The organism is Bacillus cereus group sp. MYBKT14-1 (assembly GCF_051915185.1).
In the GTDB taxonomy this organism is placed as follows: domain Bacteria; phylum Bacillota; class Bacilli; order Bacillales; family Bacillaceae_G; genus Bacillus_A; species Bacillus_A cereus.
The window spans coordinates 121,749-146,559 of sequence record NZ_JBQAEF010000005.1 but is presented as its reverse complement, the minus strand read 5'-3'; the positions used below and the strand labels follow the sequence as shown (position 1 = coordinate 146,559).

Here is a 24,811-nt window from a genome sequence, read left to right as displayed (position 1 = left end):
ATTATCTTTTGTAGTTGAAGTTTCCTGAATAATAAGTTACATTTTTAAAGTTCAAGCAACTTTATGAAAGTACAAAAAGGGGAGAAATATTATTATTATGCAAAAAATGAAATGGAAGAACTATGTATGTTACTTTTTAATTTTATTACTGCTTGGAACGGCAGTAATAGTCAAACCATCTATCTCTAAGGCTGAGGAATCTGAAGTTAATATTACATTGTTAGGTACTGCAGATATTCATGGTAGATTTATGCCTTGGGATTATGCGCTTGATGGAGCAAATATGAGTGGAAGTTTGACGCAGCTTTATACGGTTATAAAGAAGGTCCGTCAAGAAAATCCAAATACCATATTAGTAGATGCCGGGGATACAATTCAAGGAAACTCAGTAGAATTATTCAACGATAAGCCACAATCGCCAATGATGATAGCGATGAATACAATGGGATATGATGCCTGGGCATTTGGAAATCATGAATTCAACTTTGGATTAGATACATTGAAAAAAGTTAGTGAGCAATATAAGGGAAAAACGTTAGCAGGAAATATTTATAAGGAAAATGGAGAGCGCTTTCTTCCTGCATATACAATTGTAGAAAAAGGTGGAATTAAAGTTGGGATTATTGGTATGAATACACCAATGATTAGTGATTTTGAAAAAGGGACAGATCACTTAAATGGTTTAGTGGTGAAAAATCCGGTAGAAGAGACGAAAAAGGCAATTAAGGAATTAGAAGGTAAAGTAGATGTAATGGTAGGAGTTATGCATATGGGACTAGAAAATGAGAATGGTATCCCTGGTACTGGTGTTCAAGATATTGCAAATGCTTGTCCGGAACTAAGTGCTATTTTTGCGGCTCATATGCATAAACTTGTAAAAAAAGAAGTTGTAAATGGCGTAATTATTACAGAACCAGATAAATATGGAACACATATTTCACGTATTGACCTTACTTTTACAAAGCAAGATGGGAAGTTGGCTTTAAAAAATAAAACTGCTACCGCTATACCTGTAAAAAATGCTGATGGGACAACGATATTATCCGATCCTACACTTGAAGAAACATTAACACCTTTTCACGAATATGCGAGAGGAGATGCAAATGTTGTAGTCGCTCAATTAAAGGGTAGAAATCTTGTTCCTGAAAATGAAATAAAGGGTATTCCAAGTGTTCAGATTCAAGAAACACCTTTATCAGATTTCTTTCATGAAGTTATGCTCTACTACAGTAAAGCAGATGTAGTAGCCCATCAAATTGATAATGATTATGCCCGTTTAGATACAGGCCCTATTAAGAAAAAAGATATTGCGTACAATTACCAATATGCCTTGGGAGAAATTACAGTATATAAGATTTCTGGAAAAGATTTAAAAGACTATATGGAATGGGCAGCAGGATATTTTAACTCATCTCGTGCCGGAGATGTAACCGTTAGCTTTGATAAAACCCGCCGTGCATCTAAATACAGTACGAACGATTTCTTTGGAGGCGTAAAATACGAAATTGACTTAACAAAACCATATGGAAGCAGAATTACAAATTTACGCTCTATTCGTACAAACAAACCAATCAAAATGAGCGATGTTATGACGTTGGGAATGAATGCATATAGAATGGAGGCTCTTCAGGCAAAAGGTGGAGCTTTAGAGGGGCGTAAGTTTGAACAAATTTGGTCATCTAAACAAGAGAATGCATTTGGAGAAACAGGCGGAACCATTCGTAACCTTGCTATTACATATTTAAAAGAGGTAAAGAACGGTGTATACACACCAAAAGTTATGCATAATTGGAAAATTACTGGTGTAGATTTACATTCTTCAGAGCATAAGGCGGTAGTTGATCTTGTGAATAAAGGGATTTTAGAAATTCCAAAAACAGAAGACGGAAAATACACAAATATAGCATCTATAAATACGAAAGACTCAATTTCAAAAGAAGAGATTATATTACTCTCACAAAAAGCAAATATTAATCCAAATCAGTTTAATCATGTAAAGACAAAAGGTAAATTTTACAAAAAACTTAGTAGGATTACTAAAAAAATATAAATTATAAAATTTCTTATAGTAATTGTTATTTTAATAACATTAAACCCACTCTTACAATAGTAAAGAGTGGGTTTTTATGTTGTTATTTAGAGGTAAGTATACTTTTATTACAATGAATATAGATAATTAATAACTAACCAATTGGGTGAGCACCTATAAGGACTCTCTTTTATTCAAATTAATGTACATATGTGTTCCGTTCATTATTTATAATATTGACCACAATTTATGTAATTTTGCATAATGTTACATAAATTGTGTATTTTCTCTTTTTTTAGACATTAATAGACAGTATACTTTGTACAAGCTTTCTATTTCAAAAATTATACGAGGTGAAATAATGAAAAACAAAAAGACATTAACTAAGGTAGCATTAACAACAGGATTAGCTTTAACAGCTGTGGCACCATATGGGGTAGGTCATGCAGAGGAAACAGATCAACTACAAGTTCAAATTCAGGAGGAATCGTTCCGTTCGGGTGAACTTACACAGCCGTCACAAAAGGCACCAGAAAATGTAGTAAAGGATGCACTTAAGGAGAAAACAGAACAAGCTCTGTCCCAAAAACAAGTCAATGGAGAAGCAGGAGTAGATTATAAAGTCCTTCAAAAACGTGGTTCGTATGATGGAACTACACTTGTGCGTATGCAGCAAACATACGAAGGAAAAGAAGTATATGGACATCAATTAACTGCACACGTAGATAATAAGGGTGTTATTAAAAGTGTTTCAGGCGATAGCGCGCAAAATTTAAAACAAGAAGAATTGAAAAAACCTATTAATCTATCAAAAGATGAAGCAAAACAATATATTTATACGAAATACGGGAACGATATCAAGTTTATTTCTGAGCCAGAAGTTAAAGAGGTTATTTTTGTTGATGAAAATAATGGACAAGCTAGCAATGCATACCAAGTTACCTTCGAAGCTGCAACACCAAACTATGTTTCTGGTACTTATTTAGTAAATGCACAAAATGGTGATATGTTAAAAAATATGGTAAAAGAATCTAACTTAAAAGCAAGTGAAAAACTAGTTGGAGCTTTAAAGAAAAGTAAACAAAGCAGTCTTACATCATTAACCGGAACAGGAAAAGATGATTTAGGTATTAATCGTTCATTTGGTATCTCTAAACAAAGTAATGGCAAATATGCTCTTGCTGATTATACAAGAGGGCAAGGCATTGAAACATATGATGTGAATTACAGAGATATTACTAAAGAAGAAAGCTATTATCCTGGTACATTAGCGACAAGTACTTCGGCAACATTTAACGATCCAAAAGCAGTAAGTGCTCATTACTTAGCAACAAAAGTATTTGATTTTTATAAAGATAAATACAAGCGTAATAGCTTTGATAATAAGGGACAAAAGGTAGTTTCAGTTGTACACGCTTGGGATTCTGAAGAGACGAATGATCCGAAAAATTGGCAGAATGCATTAAGTGCTAATAATGGAAGTATGCTTGTATATGGCGATCCTATTGTTAAAGCATATGACGTAGCTGGACATGAATTTACACATGCTGTTACTTCTAGCGAATCTAATCTTGAATATTACGGGGAATCCGGTGCGATTAATGAGGCGCTATCTGATATTATGGGAACATCTATTGAGAAATACGTAAATAATGGAAACTTTAACTGGACAATGGGAGAACAAACGGGATCTGTTTTCCGTGATATGGAAAACCCAGCTTCTGTGCCATCTTCACTTGGAGTGCCTTATCCAGATGATTACAGTGAATTTAACGATTTTAATGGATGGGATCAAGGCGGTGTTCATTTTAATTCAAGTATTATTAATAAAGTTGCGTATCTGATTGCAAAAGGCGGAACTCATAACGGAGTAACAGTTAAAGGAATTGGTGAAGATAAAATGTTTGATATTTTCTATTATGCAAATACAGATGAGTTAAACATGACTTCTAATTTCAAAGAATTGAGATCAGCATGTATTCGAGTGGCAACTAATAAATATGGTGCGAATACAGCTGAAGTTCAAGCAGTTCAAAAAGCATTTGATGCAGCAAAAATTAAGTAATTTAGAAATATAGTTATCATTCATATATTAATACATTATGAAAAACAGCTAATGTCATTTTAAGGATATTAGCTGTTTTTTACGTAGCAATGTATTATTGAAAATAAACTGACTAAGCAATAATGAGGCACTTTACCTGTAAGAAGTTGTGACAAATAAATAAGGTTTAAAATATATAAAAACAGAAAATTAATAATATATTGACCTCTTGATAGAAAGTCTATAAAATGAAAGCGATAACAAACGATTGCTTTAAAATGTTTTCCCTGATCTTTTAGTATTTACAAATATATGAAGGCATAAACAAATCTATTTTTTTAAGTACTAATGCAAACGTTTTCGTATTAAAAGGTCATTGAAATACATACGTGAAAATAGCCGATATGGAGGTGAAGTAAAAGAGATTTCTAGATTAATTTAAGCAGTGTTATTCAGTGTAAGCATAATAAATCGTTAGTAATATTTGAAGAAAGGGTGTATGTGATGCAAATTATAAAAAGATTAATTAACAAAACAGTTTTATTACTTACTTTAATCGTTATGTTATCATCTGTTTTCTCCTTTCAGAGTGTGAAGGCAGTTTCAAATTCGAAAACAACTGAAATTATCATTCATTACAAAGAAAAGCTTGGAAATACAAAAGACTGGAATCTTTGGTTATGGGGAGAAAATGCAAATGGTACATCTTATGAATTTACTGGTGAAGATGAATTTGGAAAATACGCTAAGATAAAAATAGACGGTGACTATAATCGTGTAGGATTTATAGTTCGAACAAATGAATGGGAAAAAGATGGTGGGGATCGTTGGATTGAAAATATAAAGGACGGTCGTGCTGAAGTATGGATCCTTTCGGGTGATGAAAAAGTATATAACTCTAAGCCTTCATCGGATCTCTCAATTCAAAAAGCAACTATTGATAGTTTCCATGAAATTACTGTAACGACTAATGTCCCGTTTCATATTAAGGAAAAGAAAATTGAAATTGAAGGCATTAAAATTAAGAATATTACTCCTTATGATATAAACAGTGGCGATATTACTAATAAGGTCAAAATAATTACGGAACAGAAAATTGATTTAAAACAAACATACAAAGTTAAAATAGAAAACTTAGCTGATACGAATACTGAAATTGGTAAAGTCATTCGTAGCGAAGAATTTGATAATTTATTTTATTATGGTGGTAACGATTTAGGAAATACATATACTCCGCAACATACAAAGTTCCGTTTATGGGCTCCTACTGCAAGCGAAGCGAAGTTAGTTACATATAAAAAATGGAGCGATAAAATAGGTGCTGAAATAAACATGCAACAAGATGAAAAGGGAACTTGGACAGCAGAACTAAAGGGGAACCAAAAAGGGCTCTTTTATACGTATAAGGTCAAAATTGGTGATAAGTGGACTGAAGCGGTTGATCCATATGTGCGTGCTGCTTCTGTAAATGGGGATAAAGGTGCAGTCGTTAATTTAGAAGAAACAAATCCGAAAAAATGGAAAGCAAACAAAAAGCCAAAATTTAAAAATCCGGAAGATGCTATTATTTATGAGTTACATGTACGCGATCTTTCCATTCAACCTGAAAGTGGTATTAAACAGAAAGGGAAGTATTTAGGTGTAACAGAAAAAGGAACAAAAGGGCCAGAAGGTGTAAAAACAGGACTTGATTATATAAAGGATCTCGGTGTTACTCACGTTCAGTTTTTACCGATATTTGATTATGCTTCTGTAAATGAAGAGACTTTAAATGAACCGCAATATAACTGGGGATATGATCCTAAAAATTTCAACGTTCCAGAAGGCTCCTATTCTACAAATCCTTATGAGCCGACTGTGCGAATAACTGAATTAAAGCAAATGGTTCAAACACTACATGATAATAATCTTCGAGTGGTGATGGATGTAGTATATAACCATATGTATAACGCTGCTGAATCTAATTTCCATAAGTTAGTTCCAGGTTATTATTATCGTTACAATGAAGATGGAACATTTGCAAATGGAACTGGAGTAGGAAATGATACTGCTTCAGAAAGAAAAATGATGAGGAAATTTATGATAGATTCCGTCACATATTGGGCAAAAGAATACAATTTAGATGGATTCCGTTTTGATTTAATGGGTATTCATGATTATGAAACGATGAATGAAATACGTAAAGCTGTTAATCAAATTGACCCTTCTATTATACTACACGGAGAAGGATGGGATTTAAATACACCTCTTGCAGCTGAGCTAAAAGCAAATCAAAAAAACGCAGAGAAAATGAAAGGGATTGCTCATTTTAACGATAATATACGTGATGGGTTAAAAGGTAGTGTATTTGAGGAGAAAGAAAATGGTTTTATAAATGGAAAGGAAAACATGGAAGATCGTATTAAAAAAGGTATTACGGCAGGTATTGAATACGATACAAATTCGTCTACCTATCAAGATCCAGAGCAGGTGCTAACTTATGTGGAAGCACATGACAATCATACATTATGGGATAAACTTGAGTTAACTAATCCAGGTGACAGCGATGAAGTGCGAACACAAATGCACAAATTGTCTTCTTCGATTTTATTAACATCACAAGGAATTCCATTTTTACATGCAGGGCAAGAGTTTATGCGGACGAAATACGGTGATCATAATAGTTACAAATCTCCAGACTCAATTAACCAGATGGATTGGCTGCGCCGTGCAACGTTTAATAATGAAGTAGATTATATGAAGGGTTTAATAGAATTACGCAAAAAGTACTCAGCTTTTCGAATGACATCTGCAGAGCAAATAAAAAAACACGTATCATTTATTGATGCTCCAAAAAATACTGTAGCTTATATAATAGAGGGGAATAAACATGAATACTTTACAGTGGCTCACAATGCAAATAGAGAAGCTGTTGAAATAACACTTCCATCGAAAGGGCCTTGGAAAGTACTAGTAGATGGCAAGCAGGCGGGAAGTAAACCACTTTATGTTGTCCATGACAATAAAATTAAAGTTCCTGCATTAAGTTCCATTGTTTTAAAATCAGAAAAACCGATTAAATAAAAGCGAAGAGTGTGGAAATAAATACTGAATTGAGCAAAGTTAATAAGGATTGCAAATGAAAAAAGCGAAGTGAAGATTATTCTCACTTCGTTTTTAAAGTTAATGTAATATAATTTCACATACTGTAATTATATTACAATTTAATAAAAAAAATAAGCAATAGATTATTTCTTTTGTGACAGTAGGAAGAGAAGATATCTTTGAGTTTATTTATAAAATTATATGAAATACATTCGTAATTCATATAATTTTTATTAAATATTCGAACATATAACGAACTAGATGTTCGAGTTGTATTAATTCCTACAAATCTTTTAAAAATAACAAAAGCGTAAAAAGTATATGGAATTAAAATAGAGAAAAGACACCATTCAAGGTGTCTTTTCTCTATTTTGAATATGAAATGTAAGTAACTCGATTGTATGTAATAGTATGTGATATTTTCACACTAACTGATTAAGAAAAATTTAAAACTCTTTTCTTAATCTATTTGTAATAAATTGCATCATAAAATTTTATCGATATAATAAATAAAACTTTCTCAACATTATTTGATTTAATAACTATATTCAACCGCTCTCCAATCTATTACAATAATTTCACATTGAAAATACATGAATATTCTCAATGTTATAAATGGTTTATACCTTATAGGATTACTATGGGAAAGGATGTGAAATATCAAAAAAAAAATCATTTTTTATGATGAAATAAAAAATTTTAATGAAGAAAAAGTTATTTCATTATTTTCAAGTTTCGTTAAAGTGCATGTATTTATAATCACTATGAGACAAGGAGCAGAATCTAAAAAAATTTTGTAAATTAGAAAATTGCATTTCAAAAATAAGTTAAACGTTTATGGAGGGTTATATGAGCGAGAAAATTTATTACTGGTCTCCGATTAAGCATTGGGAGAAGTTGCATAATGAAGTTTTGATAGGGGAAATGAGATTTACAGGTATTCTGTCTGAGTGGTTTCCTGATTTTTATTTTATGGCTCAAAAAGGTGTGAAAATTAGTGAACTAGTAGAGCGCTTTTCGTTAGGAAATGTAGAAGAGACACAAAAAAACATAGAGCTCATGATAAAAAATCGTGTGTTAGTAAGTAACATATTACACCCAAGAGAAGTATTTTCTTCACAAGAAAAGATTTTTCCAAATCCATATAGCAACCAGATTCGCTTTTCTAAAGAAGAGTTAGATAAGTATATGAGTGAACAATTAAATCGCACGCACGTTGCTGCACGGTCAACCGAAATTCAACTTGAAACAACAGATGAGCTACCCACTATAATCAAGGAACGTAGGTCTTGTCGTCAATTTGAAATGGAAAAATACATTAGTTTTTCGGAATTTTCCCAATTCTTATCAACTCTAAGACAGGTTAGGGAAGAAAAAATATACTATCATTACGCAAGTGCAGGCGGGCTCTATCCCATTGATATCTTTGTTTATATAAAACCAAAACGTATAGAGGGTATGAAAGCTGGATTTTATTATTATAACCCATCAAAAAATAGTCTTGTGATTGTAAACAACATTGATCAAGTGATCAAAAGTGATCATGAGTTAATTAATCAGGATTTATTTACTCAATCTGCATTCTCAGTTTATTTGGTTTATAATGCGAACGCTTCCATCCCGAAATACGGTTCAGATGGATATTTATTTGCTTGTATCGAGTCAGGCATTATCACTGCTACCTTAAATATGGTTGCTGAGACATTAAATTTAGGGGTTTGTTCAGTTGGTCATATGAAATTTGAAGAGATTCAGCAATTTTTATGTTTGGATAACCATCAAGTGTTTCTCCATGGGCTTGAAGTTGGCTTGAAAATTAACGAGTAGAAGAAATGAATATTAGGGGGATAAAGATAAAAATGCACATTAAAGATCGAAGTTCAATTCATGAAAATCAAGAAGTAGAAGCGTTTTGGAAGGAGCAATTATCTTCCGAGGTTCTCGATTTTTCTGTATTTAATAGCGATAACCAACTAAATAAAGAAACACCTTGTGAGTTCGTTCAAGTCATAGTGAATGTAGAGTTTAGTAAAAATATACAAAAAATATGTAAGTCTCAAGATTTATTATTATTTAGCTGGTTTCAAGCCGCTTTAAGGGTTTGTTTGGCACATTATACAGATCAAGAAAGAATTACTATTAGTATTCCTATAATTGAAAAGAATCTTGAACAAAGTGAGAATCTTAATAAGTTGATTCCTTTAGGAAGTGAAATTCATCCGCATCACACCTTTAAACAATTAGTAAATGAGATTGAACAAACGACTTTATTCGGGTATGAAAATCAGGAGTATCCGCTCTCTGAATTATTAGTTAAACACAATTTAACTCCTTTTCAAATTGTAATCGGGATGGAAGGATTACATAATGAAAATTCGCTAGAAGAATACGCAGAGAATAATTTAGTCCTATGGATACGAAGAAAATGGAATGAAATACATAATGAATTTGAATTTCAAATTTCTTGCAAGTCCCGTTCATTCTCTTCTTTGCAACAGTTTGCCAATTCGTATTGTTATGTTTTAAAGCAAGTTTCACAAAACCCGAATTTGGCATTGAAAGATATTTGTATTATTGCAGAAGAAGAAAAAGAGTTGCTAGAAGGATTGAATACTTTTCAAACGGGCATAGACTTGTTTCAATCATTTCAAGATTTGTTTGAAGCGCAAGTATTAAAAACTCCAGATCAAATTGCTGTTGTTTGTAATGATCAATCTTTGACATATAGAGAATTGAATAAGAAAGCGAATCAATTGGCTTCTATTCTTCAAAGTAAAGGTGTTTCAAAAGAAAGTATTATTGGCGTTATGGTAGATCGGTCATTAGAAATGATTATTGGTATGATGGGGATTTTAAAAGCAGGAGCAGCGTATTTACCAATCGACCCTAACTACCCAACTGAACGAATTGAATATATGTTACAAGATAGTCAAGCAAAATATTTACTTAGTAAGCGAAAAGAGGAAGTATTGCCGCAATTTGCGGGTGAAGTACTGTATCTTGATAAAGAATATCTTTTCCAAGGTGAAGAAAGTAATTTAGTACGAGAACATAATCCTAATGATTTGGCTTATGTTATTTACACATCAGGATCGACAGGAAATCCAAAAGGGGTAATGATCGAACAAAAATCGCTAGTTCATTTTTTAAATGTAATGAGAGAAAAAGTAAAAGCTAATCAATCATTCTTGTTTCTTGCTAGTGTATCTTTTGATATTTCCTTGTTAGAAATATGTCTTCCTTTAACGCAAGGTTCAAAAGTAGTAATTGCTACGGAGGACCAGTTTGCAACAAAAGAATTGGCTCATTTAGTCAAAAAACATAAGGTGGATTTATGGGAATCAACGCCATCGCGAATGGAAGTGATTTTGAGTGATCCAGAAGGGGCAAATTTTCTAAAAGATTTAAAATCTATTTTATTAGCAGGAGAAGCATTTTCCATTGATTTGGTTGAAAAAATTCGTTGTATCAGTGAAGCAACAATTTTAAATATTTATGGTCCCACAGAAACAACCATTTGCGCAACAGTAAAAGACTTGAGCACTTCCAAAGAAGTTACGATTGGCAAACCTAACCCGAATTATCATTCCTATATATTGAATAAGTATGGCCAATTAAAACCATTTGGAATTCCTGGTGAACTCTGCATTGCTGGCGTAGCGGTAGCACGAGGGTATCTTGGTAAAAGTAAACTGACAGATGAAAAGTTTGTACCGAGTCCTTTTGCGGCAGGGGAAATGATGTATCATACAGGTGATCTCGTTCGTTGGTTGCCTAATGGAGAACTTGAATATTTAGGTCGAATGGATCATCAAGTGAAAATTCGGGGGTATCGGATTGAATTAAGAGAAATCGAAACTCAATTAAGGGAATATCCAGAAATAAATCAGGCTATCGTTGTTGATCAAGTGTATGGAAATAGGAAATTATTAGCTGCCTACTATGTATCGGATAACAAGGTGTCTTTTGGTGAAATCAGAAAATATTTAAGTGATAAACTACCTGAGTTTATGATTCCTGAAAAAATGATTCAGGTAGAAGAGATTCCATTGAATCCAAATGGAAAAGTGGATAGAAAAAGGTTATTGGATATAACACAAACGGATTATATATCAATTCCATACGTTGCCCCACGCAATGAAATTGAACAAAAATTAGTGTGTGCGTGGGAAAAAGTTATGGAGATTGAGGGAATCGGTATTCATGATAATTTTTTTGCATTAAAAGGAGAATCCATTAAAGCACTTCAGGTAATTAATTTATTAAGAAAAGACTGCTTAAAAATAAGTACAACAGATTTTTTTAAGCACCCTACAATCGCTCAACTGAGTTCTTGTGTAAAGTTAGAGCATAAAGAGGAAAACTTTGAAAGTAGACCAACTCATGTTAAAGATTTGTCTAATCCATTTTCCTTAACAGAAGTTCAGACAGCGTATATGTTAGGAAGGAATTCACAGTTTGAATTAAGTGGTATTTCACCTCAAACATATTTTGAATATGAAACAGCATTGGATATCAATCGTCTTTCAAAAAGTTTTCAAAAGGTAATCCATCGTCATCCAATGTTGCGAGCTGTAATTTTACCAGAGGGAAAACAACAAATATTACAAAGCGTTCCTGATTACGAGATTGAAATAGTGAGTCTCATAGATTTAGATGATAGGAATCAAAATGCTCGCTTACAAGAAGAGCGTTCTCGAATGACTAACCATGTATTCCCTTTGGGGCAATGGCCTTTGTTTGAATTGAAAGCTTTTCTTTTAAAAGAAGACACGTATTTATTATGTTTTCGATACGATGCTTTATTAATGGACGGAGCAAGCATGAACATTGTTGGACAGGATTTGTTGCATTATTATTATAAACCAAATCAAAAATTAGAATCTTTATCTTTTGATTTTCAAGATTATATGTTTATCTATGATGAGATGGAACAAAGCGAAGAATATAAAACAGCAAAAGATTATTGGACAAGTAAGCTTCCTGACTTTCCATTTGCACCTTCTTTGCTGTTAAAAAAGGATCCAGCAGAGATTGCTACTCCTAAATTCCAATCACTTACAAAAATCCTGGACAATGAAAAATGGACAAAGCTACGAAAGTTAGCACAAGAGAAAGAGGTAACCCCTTCCGCTCTACTTTGTACAATATATGGTGATGTGTTGGCATATTGGAGTAATCAACGTCGATTAGCAATTAATTTGACTGTATTTAACCGTTATCCTGTTCATGATGAAGTAGAAAAGATTGTTGGAGATTTCACATCGCTTATTTTGCTGGATGTTGATGTAAAACCAGAGCAAAATTTCTTTACTAGAGTAAAAGAAACGCAATCTACTTTATTAGACGGCCTTGAACATCGTCATTACGATGGAGTTAACTTTATTCGAGATTTCACTCGATATCATCAAATGACGCCAAAAGCAGTTATGCCAATCGTTTTCACCTCGATGTTAGCAGGTGCAGGTGCTTTCTCTTGGGAACAACTTGGTTCTCTTCGCTATATTCATGCTCGGACTCCACAAGTATATTTGGATAATGTAGTAATTGAAAAAAATGGAGAGTTATTAATTAGCTGGAACTATGTTGAAGAGCTGTTTGATGTTGATGTAATAGAAGCAATGTTTTCCCAATTTGTTGACTTATTGGAACAATTGGTGAAACAAAGCGATATAACATCTTTGCAGATGAAAGAATCGGATCAAACTTTAATTAAGCAATACAATGAAACAACAGAAAAAATACCTTCAACAACTCTGTATCAATTATTTACAGACCAAGTAAAACGTACACCGGATGAAGTAGCAGTGGTATTTGAACAAGAATGGTTAACATACTCGGAACTTCATAAACGCTCCAATCAAATTGCCCACTTCTTAAAAGAGCAAGGCATTGGTCTAGGTGATAAAGTGGGGCTTTTAGCAAAAAGGCGAGTTGACACAATTGTTAATATGTTAGGTATTTTAAAAGCAGGTGCCGCTTATGTTCCGATTGATTCCGATCATCCTTTAGATCGCCAAACATATATTTTAAAAAATAGCTCATGCAAACTTTTATTAGAACCTAGCCTTTATGAAGAAAATGATTTGTCATTTTATACAACAGAAGATATGCCTGCTATTGCTGGTCCAGAAGATATTGCCTATATTATATACACTTCAGGAAGTACAGGAAAACCAAAAGGAGTAATTATTACTCACCAAGCGGTTACAAATACTATTCAAGACATAAATCAAAAATATGAGGTAAATGAAGATGATCGTATTATTGGTATCTCTTCCATGTGTTTTGACCTATCTGTATACGATATTTTCGGAGCTTTAAGCACAGGTGCAATGTTGGTGATGATTCGTGATCCAAGAGACATGCAAGAATTAATCCGCACTGTCGAACGTAGAGGGATTACAATTTGGAATACAGTGCCTGCAATCATGGATTTGGCATTGGATCAAGTAGGTTCTCATTTTGAACATTCTTCTTTACGTTTAGTTTTACATAGTGGAGATTGGATTCCGCTTTCTTTACCAGAAAAAATAAAACGACATTTTCCGATTGCAGAAGTAGTTTCACTAGGAGGGGCAACAGAAGCATCGATTTGGTCAATTTATTATCCGGTCAAACAAGTGAAATCACATTGGAATAGTATTCCATACGGGATGCCCTTGGCAAACCAAACGTATTATGTGTTGAACTATGAAAAGAAAATGTGCCCTGTTGGTGTAATTGGAGATTTATATATCGGGGGAGTGGGCCTTGCTAAAGGATATTTAAATGATGAAAAGAAAACAAATGAAGCGTTTGTGTCACATCCTGATTTTGGTCTTATATACAAAACAGGAGATTGTGGAAAAATGCATTCTGAGGGATATATTGAATTTTTAGGCCGCCAAGATTACCAAGTGAAAATTCAAGGATATCGAGTAGAGTTAGAAGAAATCTCTCATTGTCTTCTAGCTTATAAACAAGTCGAACACGCTGTCGTAATTGATCAAACAGATGAGAACGGAATAAAATTTTTAGTTGCATATGTGGTAACTGAGCGAAATATTAGTACAACAGAACTACGAAAACATTTGCGAGATCACTTGCCAGATTACATGATTCCTTCTTATTTTGTTTATTTGGACCAATTACCCTTGACTCCAAACGGTAAATTAGATAGAAAAGCGCTCCCTACTCCAGAGAAACAAAAAAATGAAGTATTTATTGCTCCAAAAACTGAAATGGAAAAAATATTAACTAGTATTTGGCAAGAAGTACTCAAAATAGATCAAGTTGGAGTAAATGATCATTTCTTCGCCTTAGGTGGAGATTCGATAAAAGCGATTCAAGTGTCCGTCAGACTGTATCGACAAGGATTTGAGCTTGAACCAAAAAATCTATTTTCATTTCCTATATTAAGGGACATGGTTCAATTTGTTAAAGAGCTAGACCATTTTTCAAGTTCACAAACAAATGATGTAAACATAATGAACGATAATAAAGCTGCATTACTAAATATTAAAGATAAACAACTTAATCAACAAACGCTTACCAAAATACAAGAAAAAATGCCGGATATAAAAATAGAACATATTTACCCGTTAGCACCTTTCCAAGAAGTTATTTATGAACATGCTACGAATGAACCTGATACAAATGCATATTTTGAACAAACAATTTGGGCTCTTAAGGGGGAGCTGGATATTAAACTCTTTATTCAGTGTTTCCAACAATTGGTTAATCGTCATGATTCTTTAAGAACAATAATTGTGCAAGATGAACAAGCAAAACCTTGGCAAGCTGTTCTATATGATGTTCAAATAAATTCAGAAATAAAAAACTTGATTGAGATGACGAAACAAGAACAGCAAGAATTCCTAAAACAGTGGATGAATGAAAATTTAAGTCGAGGATTTAAAAATGATGAACTTATGACACGTCTCTGTATATTCCAACTAGGTAATAACGAGCATAAGGTAATTTGGAGTTCCCATCATCTGTTATGTGATGGTTGGAGCGTCAGCATTTTGATAGACGAATTATTCCAGCTCTACGAAACTACAAATGCGGGAACTATGGTGGAGTTACCTATGGTAAAACCCTTTGAAACATTCATAGACTGGACTTTGGCACAAGATCATGAGAAAGCACGTCATTTTTGGCGAGATTATTTATCAGGATACAATCAGAAAATTAGTATTCCTAAAAAGAAAGTCCCATCTAAAAGTGAAGGGTTAAACTTCACTTTTATGGATTTAACATTAGACAAGGATTTGACTAATCAGTTACAGACATTTGTAACTAAAAACAATATAACTATGAATACAGCACTACTAGCTGTATGGGGAATATTACTTGGCAAATTCAACGGAACGAAAGAAGTCGTATTGCCTAATCTAGTATCAGTCAGACCTCCCGAAGTAGAAGGAATTGAAAATATGTTCGGTCTGTTCACAAATGTTTTGCCTATCCGATTAGCATGGACAGAAACGCAATCTTTTGTGGATTTCCTACAAAAGGTACAACTAGAGACATTGAAATGTAATGAGTATGCATACTATTCATTTGTTGATATACAAAAGCAAAGTGAATTAAAAACAGAGTTGACTGACCATCTTTGGGTTTTTGAAAACTATCCAACTAATCCAGCAATCTTTTCTTCAAATGAAAACAGACATTTTGCTATCACGGATTACGAAGTTGTTGATGAGCCACATGTAAGGTATGGAATTATGTGCTTCCCTGAAGAAAACCTTACAATAAAGTTTGGATTTGATCAAACCGTATATGAAGCAGAGAAAATACAGGGAATATTAAATCACATCCATGGATTAATCAACATGATTCTTCAAAATCCAATACAAGCAATTGGTGATTACAAATTATAAAAAATGAAAAGGCGAGCAAGAACTCGCCTTTTTAAATAGAATAGGAGTAAACCAAATGACAAAAAACTTGCAGTTATCAGCCGAAGAGATGCGTCAGTTAGGATATCAAGCGGTTGACTTGATTGTTGATCATATGAATCATTTAAAAAGTAAACCAGTTTCAGAAACGATTGATAGTAATATTTTTAGAGACAAGCTAATTGAAACGATTCCGGAAAACGGATCTAATCCAAAAGAATTACTTCATTTTCTTAATAACAATGTGTTTAATCAAATTACTCATGTGGATCATCCTCATTTTATGGCTTTTGTACCAGGTCCTAATAATTATGTTGGTGTATTAGCAGATTTTTTAGCAAGTGGGTTTAATGTATTTCCTACAGCTTGGATAGTAGGTGCAGGTGCCGAACAAATTGAATTAACGACAATTAACTGGTTAAAATCAATGCTAGGATTCCCTGATTCAGCTGAAGGACTATTTGTCAGTGGTGGTTCCATGGCTAATTTGACTGCACTTACTGTAGCGAGACAGGTTAAGTTGAATAATGAAATCGAAAATGCGATTGTTTATTTTTCTAACCAAACTCATTTTTCTGTAGATCGAGCGCTTAAAGTATTAGGTTTTAAACAGCATCAAATTTGTCGAATTGAGACAGATGAAGATTTAAAAATTTCAGTTAGTACTTTAAGAAAGCAAATAAAAGAAGATCGATTAAAAGGAAAAAAACCATTTTGTGTTATTGCGAATGCAGGGACAACGAATTGCGGAGCGGTGGACTCCCTCGATGAATTGGCTGATGTATGTGGTGATGAAGATATATGGCTACACGCGGATGGGGCTTATGGAGCTGCAGCAATTCTCAGCGAAAAAGGAAGAGAGTTGTTAAGAGGAATTCATCGTGTTGATTCTTTGACGTTAGATCCGCATAAATGGCTTTTTCAGCCTTATGATGTTGGTTGTGTACTCATTCGAAATAGTCAATATTTAAGTGAAACGTTTCGTATGATCCCAGAGTATATTAGGGATACGGAAACTAATATAGAAGAAAAAGTGAACTTTGGGGAGCGTGGAATTGAACTTTCTCGTAGATTTAGAGCATTAAAGGTATGGCTTTCTTTTAAAACATTCGGAGTTACAGCTTTTCGTGAGGCAATTGATCATGGCATTATGCTAGCTGAACAAGTTGAAGAATTTTTAAGGAAAGAAAAAGATTGGGAAGTAGTAACACCTGCCCAATTAGGAATTGTTACTTTTCGTTATATTCCATGTGAGCTAACATCTACAGATACAATTCATGAAGTAAACAAAAAATTGGTGGAAGAAATTAATCAAAGAGGATTTGCTATGCTAAGTACGACTAAATTAAAAGAAAAAGTAGTAATTCGACTTTGCTCTATCAACCCAAGGACAACAAAAGAAGAAATACTTCAAATCATGATGAACATAAAAGCATTGGCAGAGGAAATAAACACAACGTCTAAACATCTTATATCTGTTTCTCAACCTTGATATATTAGGCGGATTTTACATATTAATAGCCGATTCTTATTTAGAATCGGCTATTATATTTAAATGATAAATACATATATACTATTTATAAGTAATTCTCTTGTAATGGGATTAAGCCTCAACCTTGGATACTCGTTTGAAACCAGTCTTTATTGCTTGTACTATTTCGTTCACAGCATAAATAGATACATCGGCATTTGGATTTAACCCTTCAAACCAGTGATAGGCATTTGGATATAAATGAAACTCGACATCAACACCAGCTTGCGCTAGTTTGCTTACATAGGTTAATGTTTCGCTTCGGAATGGATCTAATTGACCTACAAATGTGTAAGTATACGGTAAGTCACTATAATCCTCAGCTCGAGAAGGCGCTGCATATGCAGGGATTTGATCCATTCCATACATTTCTCCTAAATACATTTTCCAGCCAGCTTCATTTGCCCTTTGGTTCCAAACAAATCCTTCTTTAATTTCATTGGCTGAAGGTGTATTATTTCGGTCATCAATCATTGGATATAGTGGCATTTGTAAACAAATTGAAGGATATTTTCGATCTCGTGCTAATAATGATAATGCTGCTGTTAGTCCACCGCCAGCGCTTACTCCTGCAACCCCAATTCGATTCGAATCAATGTTTAATGACTTTGCATTATCAGCAATCCATTTTAAAGCTGAATAACAATCCTCAATTGGTGCTGGGTAAGGGTGTTCAGGTGCTAAGCGGTAGTCTACAGACACGACCACACAGCTAGCTTCTTTTGCAAACCTCATACAAGTATCATCGTTATCATCTATAGACCCTAAGATATAACCTCCACCATGTATCCATAATAAGACAGGTAAAGATTCATGATTTGATTTTGGACGATAAATTCGTAATGGTAACGGATTATCATCAGGCCCAACAATGACTTTATCTATTAAAGAAAGGGAGTCATCAACAACGGTAGGTGGTCTCATTTGAGCTATTCCTTCTCTGATTGATTGCAAATTTTCTGGGCGTAAATCGAGATCCGGAAACATCTCTAACCCTTGTAATAATTCTGGATTTACTCTAGTTTTCATTTTAGCACCTCTATTTGTAATTGTTTTCAAATAAATGAAGTGTATTCTAAGTAGTTTAATTGTGAAAGAACACCACAATTAAATTGTAAATTGGATATGTTATAACAGTCAACAGAATATTCGGAAATTAAAACCTTTCTCAAGAAGGAGTTTCATGCAATCAATAATACAAGTAGTGGATTTAAGAGCAAAGAGGTTTAATGTCGTTGTAATTATGTACATTAGAAAAATTTCTTTTCTAGACTCATGAAGAATTATGAAAAGCAAAATTTTATAGATAGTTATCTTAAAAATAAACAAAGAGAGAAGAACTAACCAATGTTCTTCTCTCTTTTTCATATGTAATTAGGGTATCCATAACTGTAAATACGGATGGTATAGATTAATGGATAAATAATTTATTTTATTTCATTTTCAATATTGTAAGGCTTGGGGCTAAGATTTACAAAGGTGACTAGTAAAAAATATAACAATATAAGTATAAGATTTTGTACTTAGTAATCTCGCGTTTTAAGGCATGGCGTTGAATAAGTGCGGGGAGTTCAATCGATTTTGAATAAAATTGATAGTATCAGTTGCAATTTTTTTACGTTTAAGAACGATCCCGGCATGCCCACATGTATAAATATATCGTGTAGGTCTTTCCCAAGATTCCCACAAGTAGTCTGTATCCTCAGAATGCACATATAGATCGTGCTTACCTGAAATTAATAAAATATTTTCTTTTTTTACTTTTGGCAATGCTTGACTCGGTTCAGTGATTTTCCAATAATTTATTAAATCATCATACGTAACACCATGATGTTCCAAGTCTTCTCTAATAAATTTACCCGGAGTTGTATTCCAAATAGAATAAGAAAGTCGATTTGCATAGAAAATGGATGCTAACACATCAATTTCTTCTTCAACAAGAGAGGTTAAGTTAGTAATAAATCCGCCTAAACTAATTCCTATTAGAATCAGGGGCCCATTTTTATTTGTTTTAATCCATTTAATCAAAGCTCGTAAATCAGCTACCGCTTGTTTAGTTGCTTGTACTGTTCGTTCAATATTTGCACTTACCATATACTCTCCACTGAATAAGGATTGATCGGGTTTTCTTTCAAAATGATAGGGTAGAGTGAAATAATACATATTCCACTTCAGGCTGGTCATATGATCGTGGAATATGTTTTTCACACGTTCGTTAGAATCCATTCTCCAACCGTGAACAAAGATAACATGGGGTGCATCTTCATTTTTATGTAAGAATAATTCCCCAGTTACAGAGTCGTTGCGTGAATCACCTGATTGAATCGAGCTTTTATAGTTGAATTGTCCAAGCATGTATTCATTTTCCTGCTTTGAATGCTTAATGCCAAAAGGAATATGTGATGGTTTTACTTTATAAAAAGATTCTATGTTCTTTATATTTAATGAAGTGTTAGAAAGGGAAGTAAACTGAAACGCTACACTTCTTTTTTTGTGTAAATCATATAAGGCGTACCGATCAATGAGTTTTGAAAAAATCAAATTAACCTCCTCCAAAGTACATATTGTTTAAAACATAGACAAAATTTATGTTTTAAATTAATTAGGAAATATTCTCTTTTCCTAATAGTAGGTGCTTGAATTATAAAAACAGGTGATAAATTTGCATATTATATTATAAAGCTTACAATAAATAATTTATACTAAAATTTAAGAAGCAAGTTAATATTCTTATCCATATAAAAGAATGTTAACTTGCTTCTTTTCGTATTAAAAGATGTAATTTCTATGAGGAACCAACTTAAATTCCCATATAGATATTCACAAATAGGTTCTCTATATTTATTGTGTGGAAATTATATAATAAATATATTTTTTATGTTACATACATTAAAGCAATCTTAACCTCTCTTTTTTCTATAAGTTCCTTAAATTGACTAACTTCTTACCAATATTCAACAACGACTGCGTTTTTGAATTTGTTTTCTAGCTTTTCTTGAACAGGTGAAATTTGATTTATCATAAAATCAAACCATAATCAAAATGGTCTCCCTGTACTGAATGTTAAAATAGTTTGTTGTTCCCGTTTTAATAATATTTGAAAAAGAACTTGTAAGATATTCTACAGGTTCTTTTTATTATAATCGGTTACTTATATCATGGGATAATCACACATAAAAAACGGGACATTACCTAGATGTATGACCTAAATATCGTCCCGTTTACCTACTCTGTATAGTTATTGCAGAATTAAACCTACAATCATAATTAAACTAAATACTATCATCCAACCAAACGCACAATAGCCAAAAACTCTAATCCATTTAGGTAATTGATGCATATTAATTTTATTTGTGGGAACTCCTTGCATAGAAAACATCATTTTTTGATCTCTATCTCTATTATTTTGTTGTTCATACATAATATCATCACCTTTCCAGAACTATTGTGTTTATAGTATATCAGCCTAAAGAAAATTATGTACAGAATAAGAGGAGATAGCATAAATATTATGTGGTGAATTTTTATAAATAAATGCATTTAATTGCCATGGTTCTAAGCGCTAATCCGTTATAAATACTGAAAAAGAGCCCTACATAAATAGGACTCTTTTTCTTCAAATATTAAGTTGCTGAATATAAATCAGAACCAAGGTAACGCTCTTTTATAATTTGAAGATGATGAAGCTCATGACCAGCAATGATGTATGCTAATGCACGAACTGTAACTTCAGAATTATTCGCATTTCCTCTTTGTGACCAAGCTTCTTTATCTAAGCTTCTAAGTAAATACAGGGTAGATTGGCGAACCACTATTAAATTCTCAAGAAGATCTTGCATAGATTGCTTATCAAAAGCAGCTTTAAGAACATACATATCATCGTTATAGCCTGGAAGTTCCGCTGTCTCGCCTCGAGCAATAGATAACAAGCGATATGCCATAATACGTTCTGTATCTGCAATATGGCCGATTACTTCTTTTATACTCCATTTAGTAGGAGCATATCGAAAAAGTCCCTCACTATCAGAAATTCCCTTTAATAAAAGATTTGTTTCCTTCATTTGTTGTTCTAGAATATGTATGATATTTCCGTCTGATACCAAGTTGGTATACGTTGCATAATAGGAGTTATATTCACTTACCTTTGGTCTTATTTGCATATGAATCATCCTTTATATTTAATCTTTAAGTACAGCTTATCACAAAATACCTTCTGATTAATCTGAAAATTAGAAATTACAATTGAAAAATTCACCTACTACCTTAGTTGAAATCGTGTACTTTCACATCAATTAACAAACAGAAGAAGGATTTTTGATTTAACTCTTAGAATATCGTTCTATTACGAGTTCTTTGATATGAATTGTTTTTTTGATTACTTTTGATGATTACTAGGAAATATAGAAAGGTTGTGAAATGATTTGATGGGTTATAAAGCGATGCTGTTTGATTTAGATGATACATTACTTGATAGGGATAAAGCAGTAGAGGCATTATTTTTAATTGTTTTAGAAAAGTGTTATGAAAATGTAGATGGTGCGGTTAAAAGCAACATGTTACAGAAATTCAAAGAATACGATAAAAGAGAATATGGCATAAGTAATAAAACGACAGTTTTAGAATCATTGTTTGATGAATTCACGCCAAGGTATAGATTGCCACGCAATTACATCCAAGATTTTTGGAATAATAATTTCCCTAGATGTTTTTCAATAGACCAAAATACTATTCATTTCTTAAATCAAATAAAGAAGCACTGTAAAGTTGGAATTATAACAAATGGCTCAACTCAGAGGCAAAAAGCTAAAATATTTAACACGAATTTAAATAAGTATTTTGAAACAATCATTATTTCTGAAGAAGTGGGATTTAGTAAACCTGATAAACGTATATTCGAACTAGCATTAAATAAGTTAAATTTACAACCGGAAAATACTTTATTTGTTGGGGATGACTTAGAAAAGGATATTGCTGGTCCTCAAAATGCAAATATAAAAGGTGTGTGGTTTAACCCTCAGAAAATCAAGAATACTACCAAAATACAACCATATGCCGAGATTAACACTTTGAATAGTTTGTTGAGTTATGTTACTCCACAATATTTTTATAACAAGTAAAGGCAATTTCATATATATATTCAAAAATATAAAAAAAGAGAAACTATCATTAATTTCATTGACCGTATTAGTAATAAAAAATATATACTTACAATAAAAAATAGAGACGATTTTAATAGCTGTGGCTAATTTAATCTATGATTAATACGAAGTCTTGTAAAACAATTTTACTCATACTGTGTAAATTATAAAGGGGTGGTGTATAGTGATAATAAAGTTATTGAATTTTGATTAAAAAAGATAAGAGCCTTACTACATTCTATATGCAGCAAGGCTCTTTAAAGTTGTTTCAAATTATATCCATCTGCTTATGTAATGCTTAAAAAATGAATAATAAAGTTGTTTACTTCTTATTAAACTAACGCCCCCGTTAGTTTAAGTGTAACTCTTCGCAATTATTTGATATTATATAGATAAATAGAAATATAAATCAGAATTTAGTTTATAGTTATAAAAATAAGTTATTTATACCCTTATAATTCTTCAGAAAGGAGAGTGTATGAAAAAGACTATTGTTTTTGTATTAACGATATTTATATTATTCTCAGGATTCGCAACACAAAGTTATGCGTTGTCAGATTCGAAATCTATGGCAATACAAGCATTGCTAGATGATGCCTGTCGTACGTCAGGTGTGCCTGGAATGTCACTCTCAATACTTGCTGATGGTGAAGTGTTCTACTTTTCTTCTGGGTATGCAGATCTTGAAAAGGGACTGTCTGCAAGTGAAAATACACTCTATGAGTTGGCCTCGGTGAGTAAAGCTTTTACTGGTATGGGGATTTTGCTATTGGAAGAGCAAGGGCTGCTATCAATGACTGACCCTATCCAAAAATATTTACCTTGGTTTACGTTAAAGTATCAAGGTAAACCTGTTGATATGCAAAACCTTACACTAAATAACTTTCTTCACCATACCAGCGGCCTAACAAATATTAGACATCTTCAAAATATTCCACAAGGTAATACGCCTGATATGTTGCAAAAGACTGTGGAAACGCTGGTAGATGCAGAATTGGCGTTCTCTCCTGGTGAACAATATAACTATGGAACCGTTAATTATGACGTATTGGGTTTGGTTATTGAGATTGTATCACGACAAAGCTATGAAGACTTTATGAAGGAGCAAGTATTTCTACCCTTAGGTCTTCACCAGACGTATGTTTATAAAGAAGATGCTCAAGCCACTGGACAGTTAGCACAGGGTTACCGTTCTTCCTTTTTTATAACAACTCCATTTAACGCTCCGTATTATACCGGGAATAAACCTGCCGGCTATATCATTTCTAATACAAAAGATATGGCGCGTTGGATGGGCATACAGATGGGTATCGTGCAGGACATACCCGAAATATTTCACAGGGCCATCGAAAAATCACATAGGGGTGATATGTCTGTTTCGGCTGTCAATGATATGTATTATGCGGCAGGTTGGTCGGTAAACGCCGAACAAACGTTTATAGAACACACTGGGGGTAATCCAAATTTTAGTACCAAAGTAGCCATACTGCCAAATGAAAGAACAGCCATCTGCTTACTGAGCAACGGCGCAAATACCAATATAAACCTGGTACTACAAGTTAAAAATATATTAAACGGCAATCTAACTCAGTCATATGAGATAAGTGGCACACAGCTTTTGGACATCATTTTGTCGTCTACCACAATTATTCTTTGCCTATTAGCCGTTCTGTTATTTTTCTTAGGATTAAGAAAAAGGAAAACGAATGAGCAGCAGCCAATGACAAAAAAGAGAACAATCGTAACAATTATTTTCCTAATCGCGACGATTGCCCAGTGTATAATGTTTTTTGCCTTCGATTGGTCAACGATACTTATTTGGCAAACATATAGTGTTCTTACAGCTTTAATTTCGTCAACATTATTAATAGCAAGCATTACTTGGTTTGTATATACTCACCGATTAGATGCCTCGGTCCGAAAATAAGTACAATGTTAAGTAAATAAATCTTAATTTATCGATATCCTTAATTAAAAAAACAGAAGACACCTCGGTGTCTTCTGTAATGTCATCGACACTTCTCCTAGTTAAACCCACTTGCTATTTCTTCCACTAACCTGCCTCGTTAGTAGAAGAAGGATTTTTAAACTACTATA

General features: G+C 33.1%; 12 protein-coding genes. 8 read left to right on the top strand and 4 right to left on the bottom strand.

Going from position 1 to position 24,811, the window contains the following annotated elements:
* Window positions 1–97 precede the first annotated feature (97 nt).
* From ACTFO4_RS14985 to ACTFO4_RS14960, 6 genes are all read left to right on the top strand, one after another.
* The gene (locus ACTFO4_RS14985) at window positions 98–2,050 is read left to right on the top strand and encodes a bifunctional metallophosphatase/5'-nucleotidase (RefSeq protein WP_417051854.1); all 1,953 of its coding nucleotides are present in this window, start codon (window positions 98–100) and stop codon (window positions 2,048–2,050) included.
* Between the two features lie 340 nt (window positions 2,051–2,390).
* On the top strand, window positions 2,391–4,094 hold the full coding sequence (locus ACTFO4_RS14980; RefSeq protein WP_061457318.1) for a M4 family metallopeptidase: 1,704 nt from the start codon (window positions 2,391–2,393) through the stop codon (window positions 4,092–4,094).
* A 483-nt stretch (window positions 4,095–4,577) separates the two neighbouring features.
* On the top strand, window positions 4,578–7,136 hold the full coding sequence (pulA, locus tag ACTFO4_RS14975; RefSeq protein WP_061457317.1) for a type I pullulanase: 2,559 nt from the start codon (window positions 4,578–4,580) through the stop codon (window positions 7,134–7,136).
* A gap of 870 nt (window positions 7,137–8,006) precedes the next feature.
* A complete protein-coding gene (locus tag ACTFO4_RS14970) occupies window positions 8,007–8,984 on the top strand; it encodes a SagB/ThcOx family dehydrogenase (RefSeq protein ID WP_001290959.1) in 978 nt (325 codons plus the stop codon).
* Between the two features lie 32 nt (window positions 8,985–9,016).
* Entirely contained in the window at window positions 9,017–16,027 is a 7,011-nt protein-coding gene (locus ACTFO4_RS14965; RefSeq protein ID WP_440013849.1) for an amino acid adenylation domain-containing protein, read from the top strand.
* 55 nt (window positions 16,028–16,082) lie between these two features.
* On the top strand, window positions 16,083–17,537 hold the full coding sequence (locus ACTFO4_RS14960) for a pyridoxal phosphate-dependent decarboxylase family protein (protein WP_061457314.1): 1,455 nt from the start codon (window positions 16,083–16,085) through the stop codon (window positions 17,535–17,537).
* 111 nt (window positions 17,538–17,648) lie between these two features.
* Here ACTFO4_RS14960 and ACTFO4_RS14955 read toward each other — a convergent pair whose 3' ends face one another.
* The 4 genes from ACTFO4_RS14955 to ACTFO4_RS14940 all read right to left on the bottom strand — a co-directional run bounded on the left by ACTFO4_RS14955 (window position 17,649) and on the right by ACTFO4_RS14940 (window position 21,736).
* Complete coding sequence (locus ACTFO4_RS14955) at window positions 17,649–18,605, bottom strand: alpha/beta hydrolase (protein ID WP_000857933.1); 957 nt, start codon at window positions 18,603–18,605, stop codon at window positions 17,649–17,651.
* Between the two features lie 510 nt (window positions 18,606–19,115).
* Window positions 19,116–20,117: an alpha/beta hydrolase gene (locus ACTFO4_RS14950; protein ID WP_061457313.1), complete on the bottom strand. Its 1,002-nt coding sequence runs from the start codon at window positions 20,115–20,117 to the stop codon at window positions 19,116–19,118.
* A 697-nt stretch (window positions 20,118–20,814) separates the two neighbouring features.
* Window positions 20,815–20,997, bottom strand: a complete 183-nt coding sequence (locus tag ACTFO4_RS14945) for a hypothetical protein (RefSeq protein ID WP_000273235.1) — start codon at window positions 20,995–20,997, stop codon at window positions 20,815–20,817.
* Window positions 20,998–21,199: 202 nt separating this feature from the next.
* Entirely contained in the window at window positions 21,200–21,736 is a 537-nt protein-coding gene (locus tag ACTFO4_RS14940; protein WP_001167126.1) for a DinB family protein, read from the bottom strand.
* A gap of 264 nt (window positions 21,737–22,000) precedes the next feature.
* Between ACTFO4_RS14940 and ACTFO4_RS14935 the strand changes: the two genes are divergently transcribed.
* Window positions 22,001–22,693 carry an HAD-IA family hydrolase gene (locus ACTFO4_RS14935; protein ID WP_061457312.1) on the top strand — a complete coding sequence of 231 codons (693 nt, stop codon included), beginning with the start codon at window positions 22,001–22,003 and terminating at the stop codon, window positions 22,691–22,693.
* Between the two features lie 499 nt (window positions 22,694–23,192).
* On the top strand, window positions 23,193–24,641 hold the full coding sequence (locus tag ACTFO4_RS14930) for a serine hydrolase domain-containing protein (protein WP_000751385.1): 1,449 nt from the start codon (window positions 23,193–23,195) through the stop codon (window positions 24,639–24,641).
* The last annotated feature ends 170 nt before the right edge of the window (window positions 24,642–24,811 follow it).

Bases quoted from the DNA above. Each gene is read 5' to 3' on its own strand.
- ACTFO4_RS14985 (WP_417051854.1), top strand. From the start codon at position 98: ATGCAAAAAATGAAATGGAAGAACTATGTATGTTACTTTTTAATTTTA.
- ACTFO4_RS14980 (WP_061457318.1), top strand. From the start codon at position 2,391: ATGAAAAACAAAAAGACATTAACTAAGGTAGCATTAACAACAGGATTA.
- pulA (WP_061457317.1), top strand. From the start codon at position 4,578: ATGCAAATTATAAAAAGATTAATTAACAAAACAGTTTTATTACTTACT.
- ACTFO4_RS14970 (WP_001290959.1), top strand. From the start codon at position 8,007: ATGAGCGAGAAAATTTATTACTGGTCTCCGATTAAGCATTGGGAGAAG.
- ACTFO4_RS14965 (WP_440013849.1), top strand. From the start codon at position 9,017: ATGCACATTAAAGATCGAAGTTCAATTCATGAAAATCAAGAAGTAGAA.
- ACTFO4_RS14960 (WP_061457314.1), top strand. From the start codon at position 16,083: ATGACAAAAAACTTGCAGTTATCAGCCGAAGAGATGCGTCAGTTAGGA.
- ACTFO4_RS14955 (WP_000857933.1), bottom strand. From the start codon at position 18,605: ATGAAAACTAGAGTAAATCCAGAATTATTACAAGGGTTAGAGATGTTT.
- ACTFO4_RS14945 (WP_000273235.1), bottom strand. From the start codon at position 20,997: ATGTATGAACAACAAAATAATAGAGATAGAGATCAAAAAATGATGTTT.
- ACTFO4_RS14940 (WP_001167126.1), bottom strand. From the start codon at position 21,736: ATGCAAATAAGACCAAAGGTAAGTGAATATAACTCCTATTATGCAACG.
- ACTFO4_RS14935 (WP_061457312.1), top strand. From the start codon at position 22,001: ATGGGTTATAAAGCGATGCTGTTTGATTTAGATGATACATTACTTGAT.
- ACTFO4_RS14930 (WP_000751385.1), top strand. From the start codon at position 23,193: ATGAAAAAGACTATTGTTTTTGTATTAACGATATTTATATTATTCTCA.